Annotated in this window: 21 protein-coding genes; 8 read left to right on the top strand and 13 right to left on the bottom strand. The window is 66.9% G+C overall.

Going from position 1 to position 23,837, the window contains the following annotated elements; translation table 11 throughout:
- The first annotated feature begins 32 nt into the window (after positions 1–32).
- Positions 33–905, top strand: a complete 873-nt coding sequence (locus NRG74_RS24685; RefSeq protein WP_437181197.1) for a methyl-accepting chemotaxis protein — start codon at positions 33–35, stop codon at positions 903–905.
- 12 nt (positions 906–917) lie between these two features.
- Here the strand turns inward: NRG74_RS24685 and NRG74_RS17070 are convergent, their stop codons facing one another.
- From NRG74_RS17070 to NRG74_RS17040, 7 genes are all read right to left on the bottom strand, one after another.
- Positions 918–2,336, bottom strand: a complete 1,419-nt coding sequence (locus NRG74_RS17070; RefSeq protein WP_257704892.1) for an MFS transporter — start codon at positions 2,334–2,336, stop codon at positions 918–920.
- Positions 2,337–2,475: 139 nt separating this feature from the next.
- Positions 2,476–3,426 carry a sugar-binding transcriptional regulator gene (locus tag NRG74_RS17065; RefSeq protein ID WP_257704891.1) on the bottom strand — a complete coding sequence of 317 codons (951 nt, stop codon included), beginning with the start codon at positions 3,424–3,426 and terminating at the stop codon, positions 2,476–2,478.
- 321 nt (positions 3,427–3,747) lie between these two features.
- On the bottom strand, positions 3,748–4,548 hold the full coding sequence (locus tag NRG74_RS17060) for an SDR family oxidoreductase (RefSeq protein ID WP_257704890.1): 801 nt from the start codon (positions 4,546–4,548) through the stop codon (positions 3,748–3,750).
- 66 nt (positions 4,549–4,614) lie between these two features.
- Positions 4,615–5,379: an SDR family oxidoreductase gene (locus NRG74_RS17055; protein ID WP_017641537.1), complete on the bottom strand. Its 765-nt coding sequence runs from the start codon at positions 5,377–5,379 to the stop codon at positions 4,615–4,617.
- Between the two features lie 14 nt (positions 5,380–5,393).
- Positions 5,394–6,899 carry a sugar ABC transporter ATP-binding protein gene (locus tag NRG74_RS17050; protein WP_257704889.1) on the bottom strand — a complete coding sequence of 502 codons (1,506 nt, stop codon included), beginning with the start codon at positions 6,897–6,899 and terminating at the stop codon, positions 5,394–5,396.
- 98 nt (positions 6,900–6,997) lie between these two features.
- A complete protein-coding gene (locus tag NRG74_RS17045) occupies positions 6,998–7,930 on the bottom strand; it encodes a sugar ABC transporter substrate-binding protein (protein WP_064307130.1) in 933 nt (310 codons plus the stop codon).
- A gap of 56 nt (positions 7,931–7,986) precedes the next feature.
- Entirely contained in the window at positions 7,987–8,982 is a 996-nt protein-coding gene (locus NRG74_RS17040) for an ABC transporter permease (RefSeq protein WP_017641540.1), read from the bottom strand.
- 336 nt (positions 8,983–9,318) lie between these two features.
- Between NRG74_RS17040 and NRG74_RS17035 the strand changes: the two genes are divergently transcribed.
- The 3 genes from NRG74_RS17035 to NRG74_RS17025 are packed head-to-tail and all read left to right on the top strand — an operon-like array spanning position 9,319 to position 12,614.
- The gene (locus NRG74_RS17035) at positions 9,319–10,155 is read left to right on the top strand and encodes a transketolase (RefSeq protein WP_017641541.1); all 837 of its coding nucleotides are present in this window, start codon (positions 9,319–9,321) and stop codon (positions 10,153–10,155) included.
- On the top strand, positions 10,145–11,101 hold the full coding sequence (locus NRG74_RS17030) for a transketolase family protein (RefSeq protein ID WP_257704888.1): 957 nt from the start codon (positions 10,145–10,147) through the stop codon (positions 11,099–11,101). Before NRG74_RS17035 ends, NRG74_RS17030 begins: the two co-directional genes overlap by 11 nt.
- 40 nt (positions 11,102–11,141) lie before the next feature.
- A complete protein-coding gene (locus NRG74_RS17025; RefSeq protein ID WP_257704887.1) occupies positions 11,142–12,614 on the top strand; it encodes an FGGY family carbohydrate kinase in 1,473 nt (490 codons plus the stop codon).
- A 496-nt stretch (positions 12,615–13,110) separates the two neighbouring features.
- Here the strand turns inward: NRG74_RS17025 and NRG74_RS17020 are convergent, their stop codons facing one another.
- Together NRG74_RS17020 and algB are read right to left on the bottom strand one after the other, a co-directional pair.
- Positions 13,111–14,901, bottom strand: a complete 1,791-nt coding sequence (locus NRG74_RS17020) for an ATP-binding protein (RefSeq protein WP_257704886.1) — start codon at positions 14,899–14,901, stop codon at positions 13,111–13,113.
- Positions 14,898–16,247, bottom strand: a complete 1,350-nt coding sequence (algB, locus tag NRG74_RS17015) for a sigma-54-dependent response regulator transcription factor AlgB (RefSeq protein ID WP_017641545.1) — start codon at positions 16,245–16,247, stop codon at positions 14,898–14,900. Before algB ends, NRG74_RS17020 begins: the two co-directional genes overlap by 4 nt.
- 443 nt (positions 16,248–16,690) lie before the next feature.
- On the opposite strand from algB, the gene NRG74_RS17010 reads away from it, so the two are divergent.
- Genes NRG74_RS17010 through NRG74_RS17000 form a run of 3 tightly spaced genes read left to right on the top strand, consistent with a single transcriptional unit; the run spans position 16,691 to position 17,371 of the window.
- The gene (locus NRG74_RS17010; protein ID WP_007160204.1) at positions 16,691–16,945 is read left to right on the top strand and encodes a hypothetical protein; all 255 of its coding nucleotides are present in this window, start codon (positions 16,691–16,693) and stop codon (positions 16,943–16,945) included.
- Positions 16,946–16,955: 10 nt separating this feature from the next.
- On the top strand, positions 16,956–17,180 hold the full coding sequence (locus NRG74_RS17005) for a hypothetical protein (RefSeq protein WP_184289210.1): 225 nt from the start codon (positions 16,956–16,958) through the stop codon (positions 17,178–17,180).
- 29 nt (positions 17,181–17,209) lie between these two features.
- Positions 17,210–17,371: a DUF1328 domain-containing protein gene (locus NRG74_RS17000; RefSeq protein WP_007160206.1), complete on the top strand. Its 162-nt coding sequence runs from the start codon at positions 17,210–17,212 to the stop codon at positions 17,369–17,371.
- Between the two features lie 317 nt (positions 17,372–17,688).
- On the opposite strand, the gene NRG74_RS16995 is transcribed toward NRG74_RS17000, so the two are convergent.
- From NRG74_RS16995 to NRG74_RS16980, 4 genes are all read right to left on the bottom strand, one after another.
- The gene (locus tag NRG74_RS16995) at positions 17,689–18,588 is read right to left on the bottom strand and encodes an efflux RND transporter periplasmic adaptor subunit (protein ID WP_184289207.1); all 900 of its coding nucleotides are present in this window, start codon (positions 18,586–18,588) and stop codon (positions 17,689–17,691) included.
- Between the two features lie 173 nt (positions 18,589–18,761).
- Positions 18,762–18,962 carry a DUF1656 domain-containing protein gene (locus NRG74_RS16990; protein WP_257704885.1) on the bottom strand — a complete coding sequence of 67 codons (201 nt, stop codon included), beginning with the start codon at positions 18,960–18,962 and terminating at the stop codon, positions 18,762–18,764.
- Positions 18,952–21,108, bottom strand: a complete 2,157-nt coding sequence (locus NRG74_RS16985) for an FUSC family protein (RefSeq protein WP_257704884.1) — start codon at positions 21,106–21,108, stop codon at positions 18,952–18,954. Before NRG74_RS16985 ends, NRG74_RS16990 begins: the two co-directional genes overlap by 11 nt.
- Positions 21,105–22,607: an efflux transporter outer membrane subunit gene (locus tag NRG74_RS16980; RefSeq protein ID WP_257704883.1), complete on the bottom strand. Its 1,503-nt coding sequence runs from the start codon at positions 22,605–22,607 to the stop codon at positions 21,105–21,107. Before NRG74_RS16980 ends, NRG74_RS16985 begins: the two co-directional genes overlap by 4 nt.
- A 243-nt stretch (positions 22,608–22,850) precedes the next feature.
- On the opposite strand from NRG74_RS16980, the gene NRG74_RS16975 reads away from it, so the two are divergent.
- The gene (locus tag NRG74_RS16975) at positions 22,851–23,804 is read left to right on the top strand and encodes a LysR family transcriptional regulator (RefSeq protein WP_017641550.1); all 954 of its coding nucleotides are present in this window, start codon (positions 22,851–22,853) and stop codon (positions 23,802–23,804) included.
- Positions 23,805–23,837: the final 33 nt, after the last annotated feature.

The raw sequence follows: 23,837 nt of genomic DNA, 5'->3' as shown, positions 1-23,837 counted from the left end.
GGCGTGACGAACCCGGCCGGCTGCTGGCGGCCATGGCGCGGATGCAGGACAACCTGCGCGGCACCCTGGAGCGGCTGACCCTGTCGTCCACCACCCTGGCGTCTACCTCCGAGGAGATGTCGACGGTCACCGAGACCGGCCTGCGCGGCATTCAACGGCAGAACGACGAACTGGCCCAGGCCGCCACCGCCGTCAACCAGATGACCGCTGCGGTGGAGGAGGTGGCGCGCAATGCCGCTGCCGCCAGCGCCGCCGCCCAGGATTCGCGCACCTCGGCCGATCTTGGCCAGCGCCGGGTCGAGGAGACCCTCACCACCATTCACGCGCTGCACACGGCGGTGACCTCCAGCAGCGGCGAGATCGATGGCCTGGCCGCCCAGGTGCAGCGCATCAGCGGGGTGCTCGACGTCATCCGCGGCATCGCCGAACAGACCAATCTGCTGGCGCTCAACGCCGCCATCGAAGCCGCGCGGGCCGGCGAGGCGGGGCGCGGTTTCGCCGTGGTGGCCGACGAGGTACGCGCCCTGGCGGCCCGCACCCAGCAATCCACCGGTGAGATCGAAGACATGATCGGCGCCATCCAGGGTGGCGCGGGCAAGGCGGTGGACGCCATGGCCACCAGCAATCAGCAGGCCGGTGCCTGCCTGACGGTGGCCGCGGCCGCCGGCGAGGCCCTGGCCGAGATCGGTCGCCACATCGTGCAGATCACCGAGCGCAACCTGAGCATCTCCGCCGCCACCGAAGAGCAGGCCCAGGTGGCCCGCGAGGTGGATCGCAACCTCACCAGCATCCGCGACCTGTCGACCCAGAACGCCGCCGGGGCCGAGCAGACCGCCGCCGCCAGCACCGACCTGGCGCGCCTGGCCGGTGACCTGAATGGTGCGGTGCGGCAGTTCCGGCTCTGAACCCGGAATTCTTCAGCGGGCGATGGCCTCCAGTGCCCGGTTGCGGGTGCGCGGGCCGAACAGGCCGATGGTCAGCACCACGATCAGCATGCTGGCGACGATGAAGGCGAGCACGCCCGGGGTGCCCAGGCGCTCCAGCAGGGTGCCGATCAGCAGGCTGCTGAACACCGTGGACAGCCGGCTGAAGGAATAGCAGAAGCCCACCGCCCGGGCGCGGATGGCGGTGGGAAACAGCTCGGCCTGGTAGGAGTGGAAGGCGAAGGTCAGCCAGGCGTTGCAGAAGGTGATGCCGATGCCACAGAGGATCAGACCGAGGGCGCCCTGCTGCAGGGCGAACAGGCTGCCGAAGCCTACCGTCCCCAAGGCGGAGCCGACGATCTGCCACTTGTTCTCGAAGCGATTGGCGATGCGCACGAACAGCAGCGGCCCCAGCGGATAGGCGAGGGTGATGACGAAGGCATAGCCCAGGCTGTGGGTCAGGCTCACGCCCTGGCCGGACAGCAGCGCCGGCAGCCAGTTGCCGAAGCCGAAGAAGCCGATGGCCTGGAACAGGTTGAAGACGATCAGCATGATCACCCGGCGCCGATAGGGCGGTTGCCACAGCGCCGCGAAGCGCGCGCTTACCGCAGGTTCTTCCATCACTGCCGCTGGCGGCGGCAGCGGCTGGCCGCTGTCGGCCTGGCAGGCGGCTTCAAGGCGCTCCACACCCTGTTCGGCTTCGTCCAGCCGGCCCTGCTGGGCCAGCCAGCGCGGTGATTCGGGTAGGCGCTGGCGTAGCCACCAGATGAACAGGGCGAAAACGGCACTGGACAGCACCACCCAGCGCCAGCCGGAGATCCCCAGCGGCGCCTGGGGCACCAGCCACCAGGACAGCAACGCCACCGCCGGCACCGAGAGGAACTGGAGGGCGAAGGCGAAGGCGAACGCCGAGGTGCGCATGGCCTTGGGTACCAGTTCCGACAGATAGGCGTCGATGGTCACCAGCTCCAGGCCCAGGCCGATGCCCACCACGAAGCGCAGGGCGATCAGCCCCAGGGCGGTGGTCTGCAGGCCCATGGCCAGGGTCGCCAGGGTGTAGCCGACCAGCGCCCAGGTAAAGATCGCCCGGCGGCCGAAGCGGTCGGCGATGGGGCTGAGCAGGCTGGCGCCGACGAACAGGCCGAGAAAGGTGGCCGCGGCGAAGGCGGCCTGGTCGGAGACGCCGAACACCCCGGCCGCGCCGGTCTGGAAGACGCCATCGCGCAAAAGCCCAGGGCTGATGTAGGCGGTCTGGAACAGGTCGTAGAGTTCGAAGAAGCCACCGATGGACAGCAGCGCCACCAGGCGCCACAGGCTGCGGGTGGCTGGCAGGCGATCGAGGCGCGCCGACAGGGCGGCGGCGCGCTGGGAGGGGGGCAGGGCAGTGGCCGAAGCCGGAGACGCAGAGGTCATGGGACGCTATCCAGAGAACAGTCGTCCTACAGCTTACGGATCAGCCCGTACCGAATGTTGCCAAAGATTTCCATATGCAGCGTATGTTCTGGCAGGAAATCGTGTTTTCGAGCCGGTTTCTGGCACTGCCTTGCTTCGATCAGGGAACCAGCGCCAGGGCGGTGCGCAGATCGACCACCAGGACATCCAGATAACCACCCTGCAGCGCGCCGCGGATGGCGTTGACCTTACGCAGGCCGCCGGCCAGACCTACCACGCGGTCGATCTTCAGCAGTTGCGGCAGATCCACCGCGACCACTGTCTCTTCGCTGTCGTCCAGCACCGGCCGGCCCTGGGCATCGAAGTACCTCAGGCAGATGTCGCCCACCGCGCCGCGGGCGGCGAGTACCTCCAGCATGGCCTCGCCATGGTAGTTGCCGCTGTTGCGCAGCAGCTGCGACGGCTCCAGTTCGCCGATGCCGACCAGCGCCACGGTGAGCCGGGCGAAGCGTTCGGTCACCTCGCGCACCTCGTCCAGCTGCAGGATGCGCTGGCGACTTTCCGGTGACTGCTCGATGCTTTGGGACGGCAGCAGATAGGCCGGGCAACCCAGCAGATTGGCCAGTTGCTGGGTCAGCAGGGTGGCCTCGAAGGCGCCCTTGTTGCCGACCCCGCCGAGCAGCTGCACCACCTCGGTCGCGCCCTGGCGACTGCTGCCCCGGTGCATGTGGCCGACCATGGCGCGGATGGTGGAGCTCCATGAGGAGATGCCGATGTGGTCCTTATCGGTGACGCTGGTCTCCAGGTAGTGGGCGGCCGCCGAGCCGATGGCCTGCTTGATGGCCTCTTCGTCGTCGCCGGTGGGCTCCACCACGATGGCCTGGCGGATGCCGTAGCGCTGCTGCAGCTGACGCTCCAGTTCCAGGTGGAAGTTGCGCGGGCGTTGCACCGAGATGCGCACGATGCCTTCCTTGAGCGCTCGGCTCAGGGCGCGGCTGACGAAGGATTGCGACAGGTCGAGCTGTTCGGAGATCTGCGACTGCTTGAGGCCCTCTTCGTAGTAGAGGGAGGCGATCTTGGTCAGCAGGCGTTGTTCTTCGAGGTTACTCATCCAGATTCCCGGTACCAGCGGATACGCCGCGCTCGCGGCCGCCAGCCCGGACCGGGAAGTCCCCTGGCCGCGACGAACCACCGAAAAGCAGGCACGTACCTGTTAGAAAGGCGCATTTTCCAGCTATTTTCCCTCAGCCTCCCGCCGGACGCCAAGGCTTTTGCGGCCGGGCGTCCTTGGCCGAGGCTGCTCGTCAGCGCGCGAGCTAGCGTCAGGCAAGGCGAAAAGCCCTGAGGAAGCGGAGTTTACGAGTGGTAAATGAACATTCCGAAGGGCTTTCAACGCCGTTTGGCCGACGGGTAGCCGCCTATGAGCAGCTTCTCAGGACATGATCAGGCCACCGTCCACATTGATCGCCTGGCCGGTGATGTAGCCGGCGTCCGCCGAGGCGAGGAAGGCCACCAGGCCGGCCACGTCGGCGGGGGTGCCGGCGCGCTTCATGGGAATGTTGCCGACCCACTCGGTCATCAGTTCGCCCTGGCCATAGCGCTTTTCCGGGGTGGAAAGGATCTCGCCCCAGACCCGGTCGTTGTAGTCCCACATCTCGCTTTCGATGATGCCCGGGCAGAAGGCGTTGACCGTGATGCCATGGCGCGCCAGTTCGTGGGCCAGGCTCTGGGTGATGCCGATGACGCCCATCTTGCTCGCCGCATAGTGGGGCGTGTAGATGAAGCCCTGGCGCCCCTGGCCGGAGCTGGTGTTGATCAGGCGTCCACCACGTCCGGCGGCGACCATGTGCCTGGCCGCCTCGCGGCAGCACAGCCAGACGCCGGTGGTGTTGACCTGCAGGATGCGGTCGAAGTCTTCCCGCGGCATGCGATCGAAGGCGTCGATGGTGATGATCCCGGCGTTCTGCACCGAGACGTCGATGCGGCCGAAGCGGGCTTCGGCCTGGGCATAGAGGTCGGCCACCGCCGCCTCGTCGGTGATGTCCACCACCAGCGGCAGGACTTCGGCCCCAGTATCGGCCACCAGCCGTGCAGCGGTCTCATGCACCCGCTCGGCATTGGACACCAGCACCAGATTGGCACCCTCACGACCGAAGCGCTCGGCGATACCCTCGCCGATGCCCCGGCAACCGCCGGTGATGACCACGGTTTGATCTGCGAAGCGACGTTCCACGTGAAACCTCCTAAAGTCTGGCGGCAGCCCGGCGCAGGCTGGCTGTGCCGAATCGCCAGCGACGTGTTACCAGCAGACGAAACCACCATCGACGATCAGATCCACCCCGGTGCAAAAGGATGCGGCAGGGCTGCAGAGGAAGATCGCCGGACCGACCATTTCCTCCACTTCGGCCATGCGGCCCAGCGGGGTGGTCTGCTCGAAGATCTTGACCTGATCGGCCACCTCGGGGCGGGTGTTCATGGGGGTAGCGGTGTAGCCGGGGCTGATGCAGTTGACTCGGATGCCGCGCTCGGCCCATTCCATCGCCAGGCTCTTGGTTAGGTGGATGACGCCGGCCTTGGAGGTGTTGTAGTGGGCCTGCAGCAGGCCGCGGTTGACGATGCTGCCGGACATGGAGGCGATGTTGACGATGGCCCCCTTGCCGCGCGGCAGCATGACCCGCGCCTGGGCCTGGCAGCTCAGCATCACGCCAGTGAGGTTGATGTCGAGCATGCGCTGCCAGCGCTCCAGCTCCAGTTCCTCGGCGGCTTGGGCGTTGGCGATGCCGGCGCTGTTGACGGCGAGGCTCAGGGGGCCGAGTTCGGCCTCGGTGCGGGCCACGGCGGCTTCCAGGTCAGCGGCGCTGGTCACCGAGCCTTCCAGGGCCAGGGCGCGGCGGCCGTGGGCCTGGATGCGCTCGACGGTGCCGGCGAGGTCGCGACTGCCGGGCAGGTCGAAGCAGGCCACATTGGCGCCAGCCTCGGCGAGGCCGACGGCGATGGCCTGGCCGATGCCGCTGCCGGCACCGGTGACGAAGGCGGTCTGGCCGCCGAGATCGAAGAGACGCATGAGAAAACTCCTAGTCAGGCGGTAGCCAGTTCCATCACGGCCACCGGAGTGGCCAGTTCACGTTCGAGAATGCCCATCTGCTGGCCACGGCTCATCACCATGACCCGATGTGACAGGCCGAGCACCTCGTCGAGATCCGAGCTGACCACGATCACCGCCATGCCGGTGGCCGCCAGTTCGGCGATCACCTGGTAGATGGCGGCGCGGGCGCCGACGTCGATGCCACGGGTGGGCTCGTCGAGGATGAAGACCTTGGGATTGCGCGCCAGCCACTTGGCGATGATCACCTTCTGCTGGTTGCCACCGGAGAGGGCGGCGATGGCCTGCTCCGGCTGGCCCTTTACGCCGAGCCGGGCCACCGCCTTGCGGGCGAAGGCGCGCAGCTTACCGGGCGACACCCAGCCACCGGCGGCGAGCAGATCGGTGTTGCCATAGATGAGGTTTTCCTCGATGGCGTGGTCGACCACCACGCCCTGCTGCTTGCGATCCTCGGGCACCAGCACGATGCCGGCCTGGATGGCTTCGCACGGGCTGGCGAAGCGGCAGGTCCGGCCTTCCAGCACCAGGGTGCCGGTGACCTGCTCGGCCGCGCCGGCGATGGCGCGGACCAGTTCGGTACGGCCGGCGCCGACCACCCCGGCCACGCCGAACACCTCGCCGGCGCGCACCGCGAAATCGATGTGCTTGAGCGGCATCTCGCGGCAGCTGAGATCCTTGACCCGCAGCACTTCCTGCGTACCGGGCGCGGCCATGGCCGGGAAGATGCGTTCCACGCTGCGCCCGACCATCTCTTCCACCAGTTGCCGCACCGGCACCTGGGCGGTGGCGTGCAGGGCGATCTGGCGCCCGTCGCGCAACACCAGCACCCGATCGGCGATCCGCGCGATCTCTTCCAGGCGATGGCTGATGTAGATGAAGGACACGCCCTCGGCCTTGAGCCGCTCGACCTGGGCGAACAGCAATTCGGTCTCTTCGCCGCCCAGGGCCGCAGTGGGTTCGTCGAGGATCAAGAGGCGCGCCTTGAGAGTCAGCGCCTTGGCGATCTCCACCAGCTGCTGGGCGGCCACACTGAGGCCGGCCACCGTGCGCGTGGCGGGTACCTTCAAGCCCAGGCGATCCAGCTGACGCTGGGCCTCGGTTTCCATGAGGGCTCGATCGATGCGGCCGCCGCGCATGGGCAGGCGACCGACGAACATGTTCTCGGCGATGGTCAGCTCCGGCAGCAGGCGGATTTCCTGGTGAATCAGGCCGATGCCGGCGGCCAGGGCGGCGCCGGGAGAATCCGGAGCGTAGTCGCGCCCCAGCCAGGTCATGCGCCCACCGGTCTCGGGCGGCACCAGGCCGGCGATGATGGACGACAGGGTGGACTTGCCGGCCCCGTTCTCGCCGAGCAGGGCCAGGACCTCACCGGGCTGGATATCGACGTCCACCCCGCTCAGCACCTCGATGCCGGCGTATTTCTTGCCGATGTTTCTCAGGCTGAGGGCGGCGGGCTGTTCCAGGGGCATGACGGCGGACATGGGGCCTCCGAAGGGGGGAACTGAAGCGGTGCCTCCATTGCAAGGCACATAAGGCATGGGCTGGATGCGGCGGGCGCTGCCCGCCACTGGTCCTACTGTTACGGATGGTTCTCAATGAAGGGGGCGACGTTATCCTTGGTGGTCAGGATCGCCTCCTGCAACTGCTCCTTGGGCAGCTGCTTGCCTTCCTTGAGCGCCACCGCCGATTCCAGGGCCATGCGACCCATCTTGCGAGTCTGCTGGGTCATGGTGGCGGACAGGGTGCCGGCGGCCACCGCCTTGAGACCGGCCACGTCGCCGTCGAAGCCGACGATGGTCACCGGATGATCGAGGTTGGCCACCTTGACCGCCTGGGCAGCGCCAAGGGCCATGGCGTCGGCGCGACCAAAGAAGACGTTGATGTTGGGGTCACGCTGGAGCATGTCCTGGGCCACGGCGAAGCCCTTGTCCTGGGCCCACTCGGCAGGCTGCTGGGCCACCACCTTCAGCTCGGGAAACTTGGCCAGGCCTTCGGCAAAGCCCTTGGCGCGATCGTTTTCCGGCGTGGTGCCGATCTGGCCCTGGAGGATGGCTACGCGGCCCTTGCCTTCGGTGACCTTGCCGACGTATTCGGCCAGGGTGCGGGCGGCGGCGACGCTGTCGCTGGCGATGAAGGTGTCACCCGGGGCATCGGGGGCGTTGCGGTCCACCGCCACCACCGGGATGCCGGCGGCCTTGGCCGCCTTGACCGGGACACCGGCGGCGGTGGCGCCGGCCGGGATATAGATCAGGGCGTCGACCTGGCGGGTGATCAGATCCTGGATCTGGTTGACCTGGGTCGCCGAGTTGCCCTGGGCGTCCACGGTGATGACCTTGATGCCCTTGGCCTTGCCCTCGGCCTCGACGGCCTGCTTGATCTGATTGAAGAAGTCGGCCTGCAGGTTGGCCACGGCCAGGCCCACGGTGAGTTCCTTGGCCTGGGCATTGAAGGCAGCGGTGCAGGTCATGGCGGCGAACAGGGTACTGAGCAACAGCTTCTTGGGGGTCAGCATGGATGGCACTCCGTTGTTATTGTTGTACTGCGGTGACGAGACGAAGCAGAGCAGACCTAGCGCTGCCCGTTACGGCGGCGCAGGGTGTCCAGGGTGACGGCCAGGGCGATGACGATGCCGATGATCACCTGCTGCACGAAGGGCGAGACCCCCAGCAAATTCAGACCATTGCGCAGCACGCCGATGATCAGCACGCCCACCAGGGTGCCCCCGACGCTGCCGACGCCGCCGCTGAGGCTGGCACCGCCGATCACCACCGCGGCGATGGCATCCAGCTCCATGGACAGGCCGGCGCTGGGCTGCGACGAATCCAGCCGCGCGGCCATGGCCACCGCGGCCAGGCCCGCCAGGGCGCCGCTCAGGGCATAGATCCAGATGGTGAGGGTGCGCACCTTGATGCCCGACAACCGCGCCACCTCGGCGCTGCCGCCCATGGCATAGAGGTTGCGGCCACCGGCGCGAAAGCGCAGGAAGACCCAGGCCACCAGCAGCATCAGCAGGAAGAGGCCGACGGTGACCGACAGGAAGCCGAAGTGACGTACCGTGGCCAGGCTGGTGAACCAGTCCGGAAAGCCGACGATCTGGCGGCCGTCGGTAAGGATGTTGGCCAGACCCCGAGCCACCGACATCATGGTCAGGGTGGCGATGAAGGCGGGCAACCGTGCCTTGGCGATGAGCATTCCCGACACCAGGCCGCACACCAGACCGCCGAGGATGGCCGCGGGAATCGCCAGGCCCAGCGGCCAGCCGATGTCCTGATAGAGCCAGCCCAGCAGCATCATGGAAAAGGCCAGCACCGAGCCCACCGACAGGTCGATGCCACCGATGACGATGACCAGGGTCATGCCGATGGCCAGGATGCCGAGCACTGTCACCTGATCGAGGATGTTGAGGGCGTTGCGCACGGAGAAGAAATACTCCGAGGCGAAGGAGAACACGGCGATCAGCAGCGCCAGACCGATCAGCGGACCGCCGACGTTGCGGGGCAGGCGTAGCGCCAGGCGGGCGAGGGGCTTGGCGGGTGGCGAGGCGATCGGGGCTTTGGCGTCCACGAGCTTCTCCTGAGGTTATTGTTCTTGTGTAGGGCTCGCTTGAATATTTATGCGTGCCTGATTTTTAATTCAGACTCCGCCTGTTCCGGGTGGAAGTCAAGCGCCTTTTCATCGCTGTATGCCGAACGCGATGGCTTCGGCAATCCCGCATCCCGCCACGCATTCTATCCGCTCGCCAGATCGCCAATGGCCTTTCCTGGCTATTGACGACCCTGCGGATTGGGGTCTAAATGATAAATATATTTTCAGTGACGAATAAATATTCATAAGACGCCCACTGAAACCTCGGCAGGCGTCTGCTCCACTGCAGCTTCGGATACCCGAGGGGGTCGCCTGATGAATCCGTTCCAGTACGACGTCGCGCAGATTCGCGAAAAGGCCCGGCTGATCCGCCGGCGCGTCATCCAGCTCAACGCCGGCTCGCCTGCCGGCGGCCATACCGGGGCGGATCTGTCGGAGACCGACATCCTCGCCACCCTCTATTTCCGCCTGCTCGACGTCGCCCCGGAACGCCTCGCCGATCCCCAGCGCGACATCTACATCCAGAGCAAGGGCCACGGCGTCGGCGGCCTCTACTGCTGCCTGGCCGAAGCCGGCTACTTCCCGCCGGAATGGCTCGACACCTACCAGCACTTCGATTCCCACCTGCCGGGTCATCCAGTACGGCAGAAGACCCCCGGCATCGAACTCAACACCGGCGCCCTCGGTCATGGCCTGCCGGTCGCCACCGGCATCGCCCTGGCCGCCCAGCGCGATGGCAGTCCGCGCCGCGTCTATGTGCTGACCGGCGATGGCGAGCTGGGCGAGGGCTCCAACTGGGAGTCGGCGCTGACCGCCGCCAAGTACCGGCTGGACAACCTCACGGTGATCGTCGACCACAACCGCCTGCAACTGGCCGGCCCCACCGCCGAGATCCTGCCGCTGGAGCCCCTGGCCGAGAAGTGGCGCGCCTTCGGCTTCCATGTGGTCGAGTGCGATGGCAACGACGTGGCCCAGCTGGTGGAGACCCTGGAAGCGCTGCGCGATCACCGCGGCCAGCCCCAGGTGCTGATCGCCAATACCGTCAAAGGCAAGGGGGTTTCCTTCATCGAGGGCAAACCCGAATGGCACCACCGGGTGCCCAAGGGCGACGAGATCGCCGCTGCACTGGAGGAGCTCGACCATGGCCACTGATACCCAGACCCCGGGCGAAGCCCATCTCGCCAGCGTCATGGTCGAGGCCTTCATCGCCGCGGTGGACGCTGGCGTCGACCTGGTGCCGGTGGTCAGCGATTCCACCTCCACGGCCAAGATCGGTCCTTTCGTCAAACGCTTCCCCGAGCGCCTGGTCAACGTCGGCATCGCCGAGCAGACCCTGGTCGGGGTGGCGGCTGGCCTGGGCCTGGCCGGCAAGGTGGCGGTGACCTGCAACGCCGCGCCCTTCCTGATCTCCCGCGCCAACGAGCAGGTCAAGGTGGACGTCTGCTACAACAGGTCCAACGTCAAGATGTTCGGCCTCAACGCCGGGGCCAGCTACGGCCCCCTGGCCAGTACCCACCACAGCCTCGACGACATCGCCGTGATGCGCGGCTTCGGCAACGTGGAAATCTATGCCCCGGCCGACGGCGCCGAGTGCCGGCAGATCGTCGAGCACGCCCTGGCCCACGACGGCCCGGTCTATGTCCGCCTGGATGGCAAGGCGCTGCCCGATCTGCACGGCCCCGACTATCGCTTCGTCCCCGGTCAGGTCGACGTGCTGCGCCAGGGACACGACGTCAGCCTGGTGGCCCTGGGCTCGGTGGTCCATGAGGCGGTGGACGCCGCCCGGTTGCTGGCCGAGCAGGGCATCAGTGCCCAGGTGATCAACCTGTCGTCGATCCGTCCGCTACAGCGTGAAGCCCTGCTGGAAGCCCTCTGCGCCGCCCGCGACGGGGTGGTCACGGTGGAAGAACACAATGCCAACGGCGGGGTGGGCAGTCTGGTGGCCGAGGTCATGGCCGAGGCCGCCCTGGGCGTGCCGCTGATTCGCCTGGGCATCGCCGATGGCGAGTATGCTGCCGCCGGCGCGCGCGGGCCGACCCGCGCCAAGCACGGCATCGACGCTGCCGGTATCGTCGCTGCGGTGCAGCGCCTGCGCTGATACGCCGGCGCCTAGGACAAGAACAACAACAGGAGCTGCCATGGCCGCCGAACCGCTGATCCTCGCCCTCGACGAGGGCACCACCAATGCCAAGGCGATCCTGGTGGATCGCGCCGGGCGAGTCGTGGCCCGGGGTTCCCGGCCGCTCACCGTCCAGCATCCCCAGGCGGGCTATGCCGAGCAGGATCCCCTGGCCATCTGGCAGGCCCTGCAGGGCGCCATCGGCGACTGCCTGGCGCAGACGGACGCGCCCCTGGCGGCCATCGCCATCAGCAACCAGCGCGAATCCGCCCTGGCCTGGGAGCGCGGCAGCGGTCAGTTGCTCGGTCCGCTGGTGAGCTGGCAGTGCAAGAGATCCCAGCCGCAGTGCGAGGCCCTGCACGCCGCCGGTCACGGCGAGACGATCCTGCAGCGCAGCGGCCTGGCGCTGGATCCGATGTTTTCCGCCGGCAAATGGCGCTGGCTGCTCGAGCAGATCCCCGACGGCACGGCCCGCGCCGCCGCCGGCGACATCTGCCTGGGCACCGTGGACAGCTGGCTGCTCTGGCAACTCAGCGGCGGCGCCAGCTTTCTCATCGACGCGGCCAACGCGGCCCGTACCCAGTTGCTCGACCTGCGCGGCGGCGACTGGGACCCACAGCTGCTGAATCTCTTTGACATCCCGCGGGCGGCGCTGCCGGAGATCCGGCCCAGTGCCGGCTACTTTGGCGAGACCCGTGCCCAGGGTCCGTTACCGGCCGGTCTGCCGATCCTGGCCATGATCGGCGATTCCCATGCGGCCCTGTTCGGCCAGGGCGGTTTCGTCCCGGGCAAGGTCAAGGCCACCCTGGGCACGGGTTCTTCGCTGATGACACCCATCGCCGAGCCGGTGGTGTCCGCCCATGGCCTGGCCACCACCCTGGCCTGGCGCCTGGGGGATACCCCGACCTTTGCCCTGGAAGGCAACATCATCCACACCGGCGCCGCCGTGGGCTGGACCGCGCGCCTGCTGGGCGGGGCCGGAGAGCTGGAGACCCTGGCCGCGGAAGCCGCGGCGCTGCCGGACAACGGTGGCGTCTATTTCGTCCCGGCGCTGGGAGGCCTGGGCGCGCCGCACTGGCGGGCCGAAGCCCGTGGGCTGTTCTGCGGTCTGGCCGAGAACTGCGGGCGGGCGCACCTGATGCGCGCGGCGCTGGAAGCCATCGCCTACCAGATCCGCGACGTCTTCGACGCCATGCAGCAGGACAGTCCGGCGCCTTTGGACGAACTCTGGGTGGATGGCGGCGCCACGCGCAACGAATGGCTGCTGCAATTCCAGGCCGATCTCTTGCAGCGGCCGGTGATCTGCAGCCTGTCGCCGGAGGTCTCGGCGCTGGGCGCCGCCCATCTGGCCGGCCATGCCCTCGGCTGGTGGCAGGACGCCGCGGCCCTGGCCGATCTCGAACGGCCACGTCGCCGCTATGAGCCGCGGGCTAATGCCGTACCCGAGCTCTACGCCGGTTGGCGCCAGGCCCTGGCGCGAACGCTGCTGTAGAGACCGTAGGTTGGGTTGAGACGACTCCATTGGCGAAGCCCAACAACAGGGATTCGATCCGGGCACCGTTGGGCTTCGCTGCGCTCAACCCAACCTACGGCGGCTCTCCCGAAAGGAGAGGCGGCTAGATCGTAGGTTGGGTTGAGACGGCTCTATCGGCGAAGCCCAACAAAGCGGATTCGATCTGGGCACCGTTGGGCTTCGCTGCGCTCAACCCAACCTACGGCGGCTCTCCCGAAAGGAGAGGGGGCTAGACCGTAGGTTGGGTTGAGACGGCTCTATCGGCGAAGCCCAACAAAGCGGATTCGAGCTGGGCACCGTTGGGCTTCACTGCGCTCAACCCAACCTACGGCGGCTCTCCCGAAAGGAGAGGGGGCTAGACCGTAGGTTGGGTTGAGACGGCTCTATCGGCGAAGCCCAACAAAGCGGATTCGAGCTACGCACCGTTGGGCTTCGCTGCGCTCAACCCAACCTACGGCGGCCCGTACCGCTTGGCTCAGGTCGGCAGGGTCATGAAGATCTGGGTGCCTTGGCCGGGGCGGGAGACCACGCCGATGCGGCCACCGTGCTGGCGGATGATTTCCTTGCACAGGGCCAGGCCCAGGCCGGCGCCGCCCTTCTGGCTACCGATCTGCACGAAGGGCTCGAACACTCGGCCCTGCTGGGCATAGGCGATGCCTTCGCCATTGTCCTGCACCGCCATCAGCAGCTGATCGTTCTGGCGCAAGGCCTGGATGACGATACGACCGCCGGCCGGAGTATGGCGCAGGGCATTGCTCAGCAGGTTGTCGAACACCCGGCCCAGTTGTTTGGGATCCAGGCTGACCCGCGGCAGCGGCGTGTGCAGCAATTCGACGGCCAGCTCGACATCGCGCTCGCGGGCCTCGTCGGCATGACGACCACGGGCTGCCTCCAGCAATTCGCCGATTTCGCTCGGCAGCTTTTCCGGGCGCTGCAGGCCACTCTGGTGGCGGGAATAGTCCAGCAGGTCGTTGATCAGCTGCACCAGGCGATGGGTTTCCTCGTCCACCGTCTGCAGCAGAAAGGCCTCGCGGGAGTCCGGCGCCACCTTGAGGCGTTCCCGTAGCAGACCAAAGGCCATGTGCATGCCGGTGACCGGAGTGCGCAGTTCGTGGGAGGCGCGCAGGACGAATTCGTTGCGCACCCGATCGAAGGCGCGCTGCTCGGTGACATCGCGCAGCACCATGAGCGCCCCGACGCTGCGGCCGTCGGCGTGGTTGACCGGGGTCAGACTCCAGGCCAGCAGCCGCACCTCGTCGTCGACGCGGATCTCCAGGTCCTCGGGCGCTGCATCCAGGGCGCCACCGGCCAGCACCCGTTGCACGCTCGCTTCGATTTCCGGGCGTTCCAGGGCGGCGATCAGGGATTCGCCCAGGTGGTTCTCGTTCCAGCCCAACTGGCGGCAGGCCACCGGGTTGGCGTGCTCGATGTTGCCCTGGGGATCGAGGATCACCAGGCCGTAGTCGATGCTGTCGAGCACCGCCTGCAAGCGCCGTTGCCCCGCCACCAAGGCCTCGACATTGGTCTGGCTGAGACGGTGCAGGGCCTGGGCCATGTTGCCGAAGCGACGACTGAGCAGGGTGAATTCGGCGATCTGGGAGGTGGGCAGCTGGACGTCGAAATTGCCCTGGCTGATGCGCTCGGCGGCCTTGGCCAGGCCGTCGATGGGACCGGTGAAGCGCCGCGCGATGCCGTTGGCGGTTACCACCCCGGTGACCAGGATGGCCACGCCGATCAGCGCCAGCAGCATGGCGATGATCACCGCCCGGTCATGGGCCTCGTCCTGCATGCGCTCCAGGGTCACCACATAGCTTTTCTGCAGGTCGTAGATGCGATTGCGCAAGGCGTCGAGGGTCTGCTGGAAACCCGGGTCGGCGCGCAACTGGTTGTAACCGCCCGGCGGCGACCGCAGGTAATCGGCGAAGCGCTCATAGCGTTGCTTGACGTCTTCCAGCACGGCCAGCTGTTCGGGCTTGTGCATCTCGCCCTGGACCAGTTGCAGATTCTGCTCGAAGCGTTGCTGGGCGGCGACCAGGGATTGTCGATCCGGAGCGCCATCGAGCATCTGGAACAGGCTGTTGCTCAGCTCCTGGCGCATGTTCAACGTCAGGTTGATGAAATCCAGGTTGCTGCGGGTCTGGACGCTCTGCTCGCGGGCCAGGTGCAGCACGCTTACCAGGCCCACCAGCAGCCCGATGAGGGCCACGGCGATCAGCGCGGAGATGCTGAGAAAGAGGCGGGTGTGCAGCTTGATAGGCAGTTTCATAGCCCGTACTGCTTACGTTTTCGATAGAGCGTGGAGGCGTCGATGCCCAGGGTCTTGGCGGCCTGGTCGAGGGTCTCGCTGGTGGCCATCACCGCGGCGATGTGGGCGCGCTCCAGGGCCTCCAGACTCAGCGCCTCGCCGACCCGCGGCGCGCTGGCGGCGCTGCTGGTGGCCGGGCTGTCACCCAGGCCCAGGTGATTGACGTCCACCAAATCCTGGCCACAGATGATGCTGGCCCGTTCGATGACGTTGCGCAGCTCGCGGACGTTGCCCGGCCAGCCATAGTTGCGCAGGGCCTCCAGGGCCGCCTCGCTGAAGCCATGGGCAGGACGGTTGTAGTCCTTGACGAAACGGGCAAGGAAACGCTCGGCGAGATCGACGATGTCTTCCTTGCGTTCGCGCAGCGGCGGCAGGGTGAGCACGATGACGTTGAGGCGATAGAGCAGGTCTTCGCGGAATTCGTTTTCCGCCACCATCTGTTCCAGGTTGCGGTTGGTGGCGGCGAGGATGCGCACGTCGGCACGGCGCGTCACCGGATCGCCGACGCGCTCGTATTCCTTGTCCTGGATGAAACGCAGCAGCTTGGGCTGCAGGGCCAGGGGGAAGTCACCGATCTCATCGAGAAAGAGGGTGCCGCCATCGGCCTGGCTGACCCGGCCGAGGGTGCTCTCGCTGGCCCCGGTGAAGGCGCCACGGGTATGGCCGAACATCTCGCTTTCCATCAGGTCCGCGGACAGCGACGGGCAGTTGATGGTGACGAAGGTCTTCTTGGCGCGCCGACTCCAGGCGTGGATGGCCCTGGCCAGTTCGCCCTTGCCGGAGCCGGATTCACCGAGGATCAGCACGTTGGCGTCGGTGGTGGCGACCTGCCGGGCGGTTTCCAGGATGCTCATCATTGTCGGGCTGCGCGAGTCCAGACCGGCGCTGGACTTGCGCACCTCGCCTTCGAGGGCTTCCAGGCGCGCCGAGAGCTGGCGGAATTCCAGCTGCTTGGCCGCGGCCATGCGCAACTGATCGGGGCTGCAGGGTTTCACCAGGTAGTCGGCGGCGCCGGCCTGCATGGCGTCCACCGCGGTATCGATGGCCGAATGGGCGGTGACGATCACTACCCGCATCCAGGGCGCCTGGATACGCATCTGCTGCAGCACGTCCAGACCGTTGTCCGCACCCAGGCGCAGATCGAGAAAGCAGAGATCGTAGACCTGCCGCAAGAGCAGGGCTTCGGCCTGAGCCGCGCTGTTGGCCGTGGCCACGCTGTAGCCGGCGTCTTCCAGACAGAAACGAAAGGTCCGCAGGATGGCGGCTTCGTCGTCCACGAGGAGGATGCGACCGCTGGTTTGTTCCATGACGGGAAAACTCCGGGCCCAAGGGGCCGAAACGCACTAAAGGACAGGGCTGGCAATTAGTCCATGATACATCGTGCAAGTTGCAATCCGCTGGGCCACTAGGCGATTCATCGAAGCCACCAGTGATGTCGTGCAGAACGCAACCCGATGGGCTGAACAGGGGAAAAATCTGCTTTTTTGGCCGGGTGACAGGAAGCTTATGGCCACTTTTGCCGCTGCGCTTGGTGAAGGAACAACCGGCCGCCCTCCAATACCCCTCTGGCCATCATGCAAAACGCAATGCTCCAGACGTTGCACCTTGCAAGGTGCATGTGTGGCTACACCCGATGAAAAACATAAGTCATTGTTTTATAAGATAAAAAAGCTTTTCAAAAAGCTGGCACGCAGTCTGCAATCTCCTTGGCAAGCCGGCCTTAGGGCCAACGGACTGCAGGAGAGACCCGATGATCAGCCAGACCCTTCGCAAGCACTTGGTAGGTACTGCGCTCTTCGCTTGCTTCGCCAGCGCCGCCGTCGCTGCCCCCCAGGGCCAGGACGTCAGCCGCGAACAGGCACTCATCGCCTCTACCCGCATCGCTGCCCAGGCCATGGTGCCTGCAGCCAAGCCGCTGGCAAGTCAAGGTCGTGGGGAACTCAAAGCCATCCCGGCACAGTCCAACGGTGACCGTCTGGTGAAGCAGACCCGCTGGGTATTCTGAGGTCATGACCATGATGTGGATGCTGCTGGTGATTGGGTTGTTCGCTGCAGTGATGGTCATGAGCATCGGTATGTTGCTCAGTGCTTTGATGATGGGTCGTGCGCTCAATCAGACGCACAACCTCAATGGTCTGGATCTCGATTTGACCGCTGTGGAACCACGGATGGCGAGTCTGGATACCCAGGATTTCGCTAATAAAACCAATGCTCGCTGGACAGGTGCTGTCGTCCGCTGAGTGCACTTGTAATACATAGGAGAAACACCATGCTGAGCTGGGCTATCACTTTCCTGATCATCGCGATCATCGCAGGCGTCCTGGGTTTCGGTGGCATCGCCGGTACCGCCACCAGTATCGCCAAGATCCTGTTCGTGCTGTTCCTGGTGTTGTTCGTGGTGTCGTTCTTCATGGGCCGCCGTCGTCCCTGACGCCAGCCCCATGAGCAAGACAGGCTGCCGGTCGTGACGACCGGCAGCTGAGGCTCTGTCATCGGATTGCAGCTTTAAGTCGATTCAATGAGCAACCTCGAAGTCGTCTCCTCACCCGAGACGCAAGGGCCACATGGTCGGGACGCTCTGCAGTTAGGGAGGGTTCCAAGAGTACAGGGAGTACTTTCGCACTCGTAGCGGACTGGGCTGGTTACGACCACACCCCTGACGTCGGCGGGTTTCGTCGTCAACGAAACCCGCCGACGTCAGGGGTGTGGTCGTTTCAGAGCAAGGAAAAACGACTGGGCGGAACGGACTCAGCCCTGCCAGAAGGCATCCCACCAGGTGCGCTCACCGCGAGCATCTTCCAGTACGACGGTACAGGTGGTACCGGCTGCGAGCAGCAGCCCCTCCGGTAGCGGATCCAGAGCGATGCGCACTGGTACCCGCTGGGCCAGGCGTACCCAGTTGAAGGTGGGATTCACGTCGGCGGTGAGTTCACGGCTCTGGGGATTGTCGCGGTCGTAGATACCGCGGGCGATGCTTTCCACATGGCCCTGGAGTGTTTGGCCGCTCATCAGGCGCATCTCGGCGGAAGCACCCACCCGTACATGGGGCAGTTTGGTCTCTTCGAAGTAGCCGTAGACCCAGAACGAGTGGGCATCGATGACGGCCAGCTTGGGCGCGCCGGCAGCGGCGTAGTCGCCCTTGAACACCGACAGGTTGGTCACATAGCCATCGACCGGCGCCAGGACCCGGGTGCGCTTGAGGTTGAGGCGTGCCGATTCCAGCTGGGCCTGGGCCTGGCGCAGATCGGCCTCGGCAGCCAGGGCGGCGGCGCTGGCGTCTTCGCGGTTCTCGCGGGAAACCACCAGGCTGTCGATGTCGGCACGGCGCCGGGCATTCTGCTGGCGCATGGCGAGGGTGGCCTTGCGGGCGGCGACCGAGGCCTCGGCCTGGTGTACGGCGATCTCGTAGTGCTCCGGATCGATCTGCAGCAGCAGGTCGCCCTTGTTGACCCACTGGTTGTCGCGCACGGCGATCTCGGTTACCAGGCCCGCCACGTCGGGCGCGATGGTGATGACCTCGGCGCGCACCCGGCCGTCGCGGGTCCAGGGGTCGTTCATGTAGTGCACCCAGAGCAGCCGCCCGAGGATCAGCGCCAGGCAGACCACCAGCAGGGTAAAGAGCACGCCGAAGAGTTTCTTGAGGATCATGGCAGGAGTCCTAGTGTGGTGGTTCAGGAGTTCGCACAAGAATTGGCGAGTGATTTTTAGGTCTGGGCTAGGCGCCGCGACGAGTCATAGCAGGGCTATGGCGAGGAGTGGCAACGACGTCCGGGCCGAAAAAGCGCCGCCAAAATTGTGTAGATAACTTCTGGAACACCACACTAGCGATAAACGCATAGCGCCAGGGCGCAGTAGAGGCAGATGAACAGGGCCAGGCGCAGCAGCGCCGGATGCCAGACGACGTGATAGAGGCCGACCGTGGCCAGCACCCGGTCAAGCGCCCAGGCGAGCAGGGCGGCGACCAGGAACAGCACCGTCACGGTGGGCAGGTAGAGGCCATGGAAGGCGATTTCACGGGGCATGGGAGATCTCGTGATAGCGGGCCAACGGCCCCTGGGGATCGAGCAGGGCGCTGCGGATGAAGTGCAGATCGCTCTGCACCTGGCGCAGGGGCGACTCGTCATAGGGCAGTTCCGGCGGTTCGGCCACGGCTGCCACGGTGGCCAGGGCAGCGTCCACTGCCACCAGCGCCCGACGCAGGTTTTCCGCTCTGGGCTTGAGGAAGAGGCGCACCAAGGCGCGACCGAGGACGCGGATGGCTTGGCGCCAGGCGCTGTGCTCGGCATAGCGGGGCGCCCCAGGCAGGCGTAGCTGCAACTGACGCAGCTCGATCACCGCGTGACCGATTTCCAGTACGCAGAAGGCCCAGCCGATCAGGCGCCGCTGCGCCTCGCCCCGCCCGGCGCTGACGCCATAGGCCTGGTTGAGTAGATCGCGGGTCTGGCCCTCGAAGGCCGGCGCCAGGTGTGGCAGGGGGGCGCTGACCGCCCGCACCAGCTGCTGGCGCAGGTCACGCTCCAGGCGGCGCCATAGCCAGGGGCTGTTGGGTGGCAGCAGCACCGCCGAGACCGCCGCGGTGATCACCATCGACAGCACCACGGCGATGCCATTGTTGATGAAGGCGTAGGCGTCGTAGATCGGCGGATTGTCGGGGATCGAGGTGAAGCAGAAGAACACCAGGCAGCCCAGGCCATAGCCCATCCAGCCCGGCCGCAGGGAAATCCAGGTGCCCAGCATGAACACCGGTGCCAGGGTCAGCAGCAGCAGCGGCAGGCCGGTGATCCAGGGAAAGACGAAGAAGGTCAGGAAGAAGCCCAGCACCACGCCGCCACTGGCGCCAACGGCCATCTGCAGGGCGGTGCGCTTGGGATCGGGCGAGGCCGAGGCCAGCGCCGAGACGGCCGCGGCGTTGAGCGCCAGCATGCCGCCACTGGGATAGGCGCTGGCGATCCAGAACGCGCCCAGCACCAGCACCAGAAAGGCGCTGCGGATGCCGGTGACCGCGGCGCCCAGGGCATTGGCCTTGGCCACGAAGCGCGGCTTCCACTGCTCGCGGCTGTGCCGCGGCGCCGCCAGGGAGGCGTGGGTCTGCAGATAGCCGTGCCATTCGCCGGTGAAGCGAAAGAGCAGCTCCACGGCGGTCTCGAAGTCGCGCCGGTCGGCTTCGCTCAGGGGCGGCAGCTCGGCACGCAGGGCGCGGATACGCGGGCGTAGACCCTGGTGCAGCTGTTCCAGACGCGCCGCCGCTGCCAGGGCAGCACGGTCGGTGAGCGCCTGACCGCGCCATTCCTCGAACAGCTCCAGCAGGGGAGCCCAGAGGCGTTCGAGGGCTGTCAGGGGCACCTGGGCGTCGCGCTCGCGCAGGCGCATCAACAGCCGGCTGAGGGCATGCAGGCGGGTGGTCAGACCCATGAATTCGGCATTCAAACGGGCCAGGCGCCCGCTGCGCATGCGCATGTGCGGGTCTTCGAAGGCCGAGGCGCTGCGCAGGCTTTCCAGTCCTACCGCCTCGGCGGCCAGGCGTACTCCGGCGGCCTCCAGGGAGGCACGGTCGAGACAACCGCGCAGGACGTCGGCGGCCAGTCCGGCGAAGCCGCCCATGCGCCGATAGAGGGTCGCGCGCATGGCCGTGGCGCTGGTCTGCGGAAAGACCGCCGCGCTCACCGCGCCGCTGCAGAGCACGCCCAGGGTGATGGCCAGCACCCGCATCACCGCCGACATAAAGGCGGTGTCGGCATTGAGCGCGGCAGGGATGCCGATCAGCGCGGCGGTGTAGCCGGCCAGCATGCAGGCATAGCTGCGAAAGTCCCGGTAGCGCGCCGAGCCGGCCACGCAGAGGCCGATCCACAGCGCCAGAAAGATCAGGAAGGGCACCCGTTCCTGGGCGAACAGGGCGATCAGTACCAGCATCACCGCCAGTCCCAGCAGGGTGCCCATCACCCGATAGAAGCTCTTGGCCAGCACCTGGCCGCTCTGCGGCTGCATGACGATGAACACGGTGATCACCGCCGAGCTGGGATGCGGCAGTTGCAGGCGCATGGCCAGCCAGAGGGTCAGGCTGGCGGCGAGCAGCATCTTGGCCTGGTACAGCCAGAGGCTGCCATCGCTGCGGGCCCAGGCGCCTAGGGCCTGGCGCAGTGGCGCGCCGGTGGCGGTGCCGGCAGTCATCGGGGGGCTCGCTCGACGGCGACGCGCGCCGGCACCAGATCGTGGTCGCCCGGGCCGCGTTCGAGGTCCGCACCGCCGCCGAGAGCGACCAGGGCGCCGGCCTGGGCGGCCAGGCGCAGGGCGTGCACCTGGGCGGTGACGCGCTGCTGGGCGAACAGCCGAGTCTGGGCGTCGAGCACGTGCAAGTAGTCGGTCAGGCCGCGACGGAAAGCCTCGCGGGCGATGTCGTAGGTGCGCTGGGCTTCCTGGCTGGCCTGGTCGGCGAGGGTGGCCTGCCGGGCCGCCGAGTCGGCTTTGATCAGGGCGTCGGAGATGTCCTTGAGGGCGTCCACCAGGGTCTGGTTGTAGGCGCTGACGGCCAGGTCGTAGGCTGCCGATTCCGCGCCGAGGCGTCCGCGCAGGGCGCCACCGTCATAGATCGGCAACGAAAAGGCGGGGCCGATGAAGGAGCCGGTCTTGGCGTGGGTCAGCATCTCGCTGAGACGGCCCAGGGTGAGGAACTGGCCGACGTTGGCCACCAAATCGATATTGGGATAGAAGCTGGCGCGGGCCACGTCCACGCCCTTGGCCGCCGCGGCGATCTGCCAGCGGCGCGCCACCACGTCGGGACGCTTGCCGACCAGTTCCAGTGGCAGGGCACTGGGCAGGCGCGGTGCGGCGCCCAGGGTCAGTCGCGGTCGCTGCAGGCGGGCGCCGGCACCCGGGCCCTTGCCCGCCAGGGCGGCGAGCTGGTTGCGATCCAGCGCCAGGGTCTCGTCCAGGGCTTCCAGCTGACGCTCGGTCTCGGGCAGCAGGGCACGCGCCTGGCTGACCTCGAACTGGGTGCCGAGGCCACCGTCCAGCTGGCGCTGGGCCAGGTCGGCCAGTTGCCGCTGCTGTTCCAGGGTGGCGGCGAGGATGTCGCGCTGGTCATGGTGCAGGGCGAAGCCGATATAGCTGCGGACGATGTTGCCGGTCAGCTCCAGCTCGGCGGCGCGTACCTCGGCGGCGGCCTGGTGGGCCTGGTCCAGGGCCTGGGCGCTGGCGTCGCGTTCGCGACCCCAGAAGTCCAGGGCGTAGCTCAGGCCCAGCTCGGCATTGTTGTTCCAGGTGGTGCGGTCGGACAGCTCGCCCGGGCCATAGAAGCCGTCGGTGGGCCAGCTGTAGCGCTTGAAGGCGCCCTTGGCCTCCACCTGCAGAGCCTCGCGGGATTCGGTCAGGCCGGCCAGGGATTCGGCGCGGCGCACCCGGGCGGCGGCCGTGGCCAGGCGTGGGCTGTCGGCCAGGGCGCCGCTGATCCAGGCGTCCAGCTGGGGATCGCCATAGGCGCGCCACCACTGGCGCTCGGGCCAGGCGGCCTGCCCGGCGGCGGCGCGGATGGCGGCGTCTGTGGCCAGTGCCTGGTCGTCGAGACGCTGCGCCTGGGGCGCGTTGTGACCGGTACCGATACAGCCGGCCAGCAGGGTCGCCAGGGCGACCACCGTGAGCGCAGGCCAGGCTCTGCTAGAGAAAGGCGACACTTGGGGGTCCGTTTGCAACAGGGCCATACTCCGGATTCGCGTCAGAGAAGCGCGGCGGGTCGGCGGGATGAGCTGGAACTGAAGAGGACGCCAGCGGACGAGGAGGCCGCTGGGGTTACCATTAGGCTGCTAACGATTCTATAAAATTCCAGGAGGGTCGATTAGCGCGCCAACCGGCGAATCTTTGTTTCACATACTGAAATAATGTGGAAAATGGCGCTTTCGTCAGACTGTCGAGGCGGCATGGACACCCTGCACAACATGCGCGTTTTCGTCGCCGTGGTGGAAAGCGGCAGCTTTACCGGCGCGGCCCAGACGTTGCAGACCACCACCGCCCATGTCTCCCGGGCGGTGGCCCATCTGGAAACCCATCTGCGTACCCGCCTGTTGCACCGCACCACGAGACGCATCGCCCTGACCGAGGCCGGCCAGCGCTACCTGGCGCGTTGCGAGCAGATCCTCGCCTATGTCGAGGAAGCCGAAGCCGAGGCCGGGCATGCCCAGGCCCGGCCCGAGGGACGGCTGCGGGTGCACAGCATGACCGGCATCGGCCAGCACTATGTGATCCGCGCCATCGCCGGCTATCGTGCTCTGCACCCCGAGGTGCGCTTCGACCTGACCATGGCCAACCGTATCCCCGATCTGCTCGAAGAGGGCTTCGACCTGGCCATCGTGGTGGCGGCCGAGTTGCCCGATTCCGGCTTCGTCTCCCAGCAGATCGGCCACACCTACAGCATCCTCTGCGCCTCGCCCGCCTATCTGCAGGAACACGGCCAGCCGCAGACGCCGGCGGAGCTGGCCAACCACGCCTGCCTGAGATTCATCAGCCCGGTGGTGTCCTTCGACCGCTGGCACTTCGAGGGTCCCAACGGCCCGGAAACCTATCGCATCGGCGAGACTCCCTTCCAGGTCAATGTCGGCGACGCCATGACCGAGGCCCTGCGCCAGGGCCTGGGCATTGGTGTGCTGCCGCTCTATTCGGCAGTGGACGGCCTGCGCGACGGCAGCCTGGTGCGGGTGCTGCCGGCCTATCGCCTGCAGCGGCTCAACGCCTATGCCCTCTATGCCTCGCGGCAGTACCTGGATGCCAAGATCCGTACCTGGGTGGCCTATCTGCGCGAACAGATCCCCGGTGCGCTGGAGGCGGACGAGGCCTTCGTGCGCGCTGTCAGCGAAGTCGTCGGACAATCGCATTGAGCTCGACGGGGCGCTTGGACTAAGCTCGGGAGA

The sequence above is a fragment of the Pseudomonas oryzihabitans genome, from assembly GCF_024652905.1.
GTDB lineage: Bacteria > Pseudomonadota > Gammaproteobacteria > Pseudomonadales > Pseudomonadaceae > Chryseomonas > Chryseomonas benzopyrenica.
This window is presented reverse-complemented; position numbering and strand designations above follow the sequence as displayed.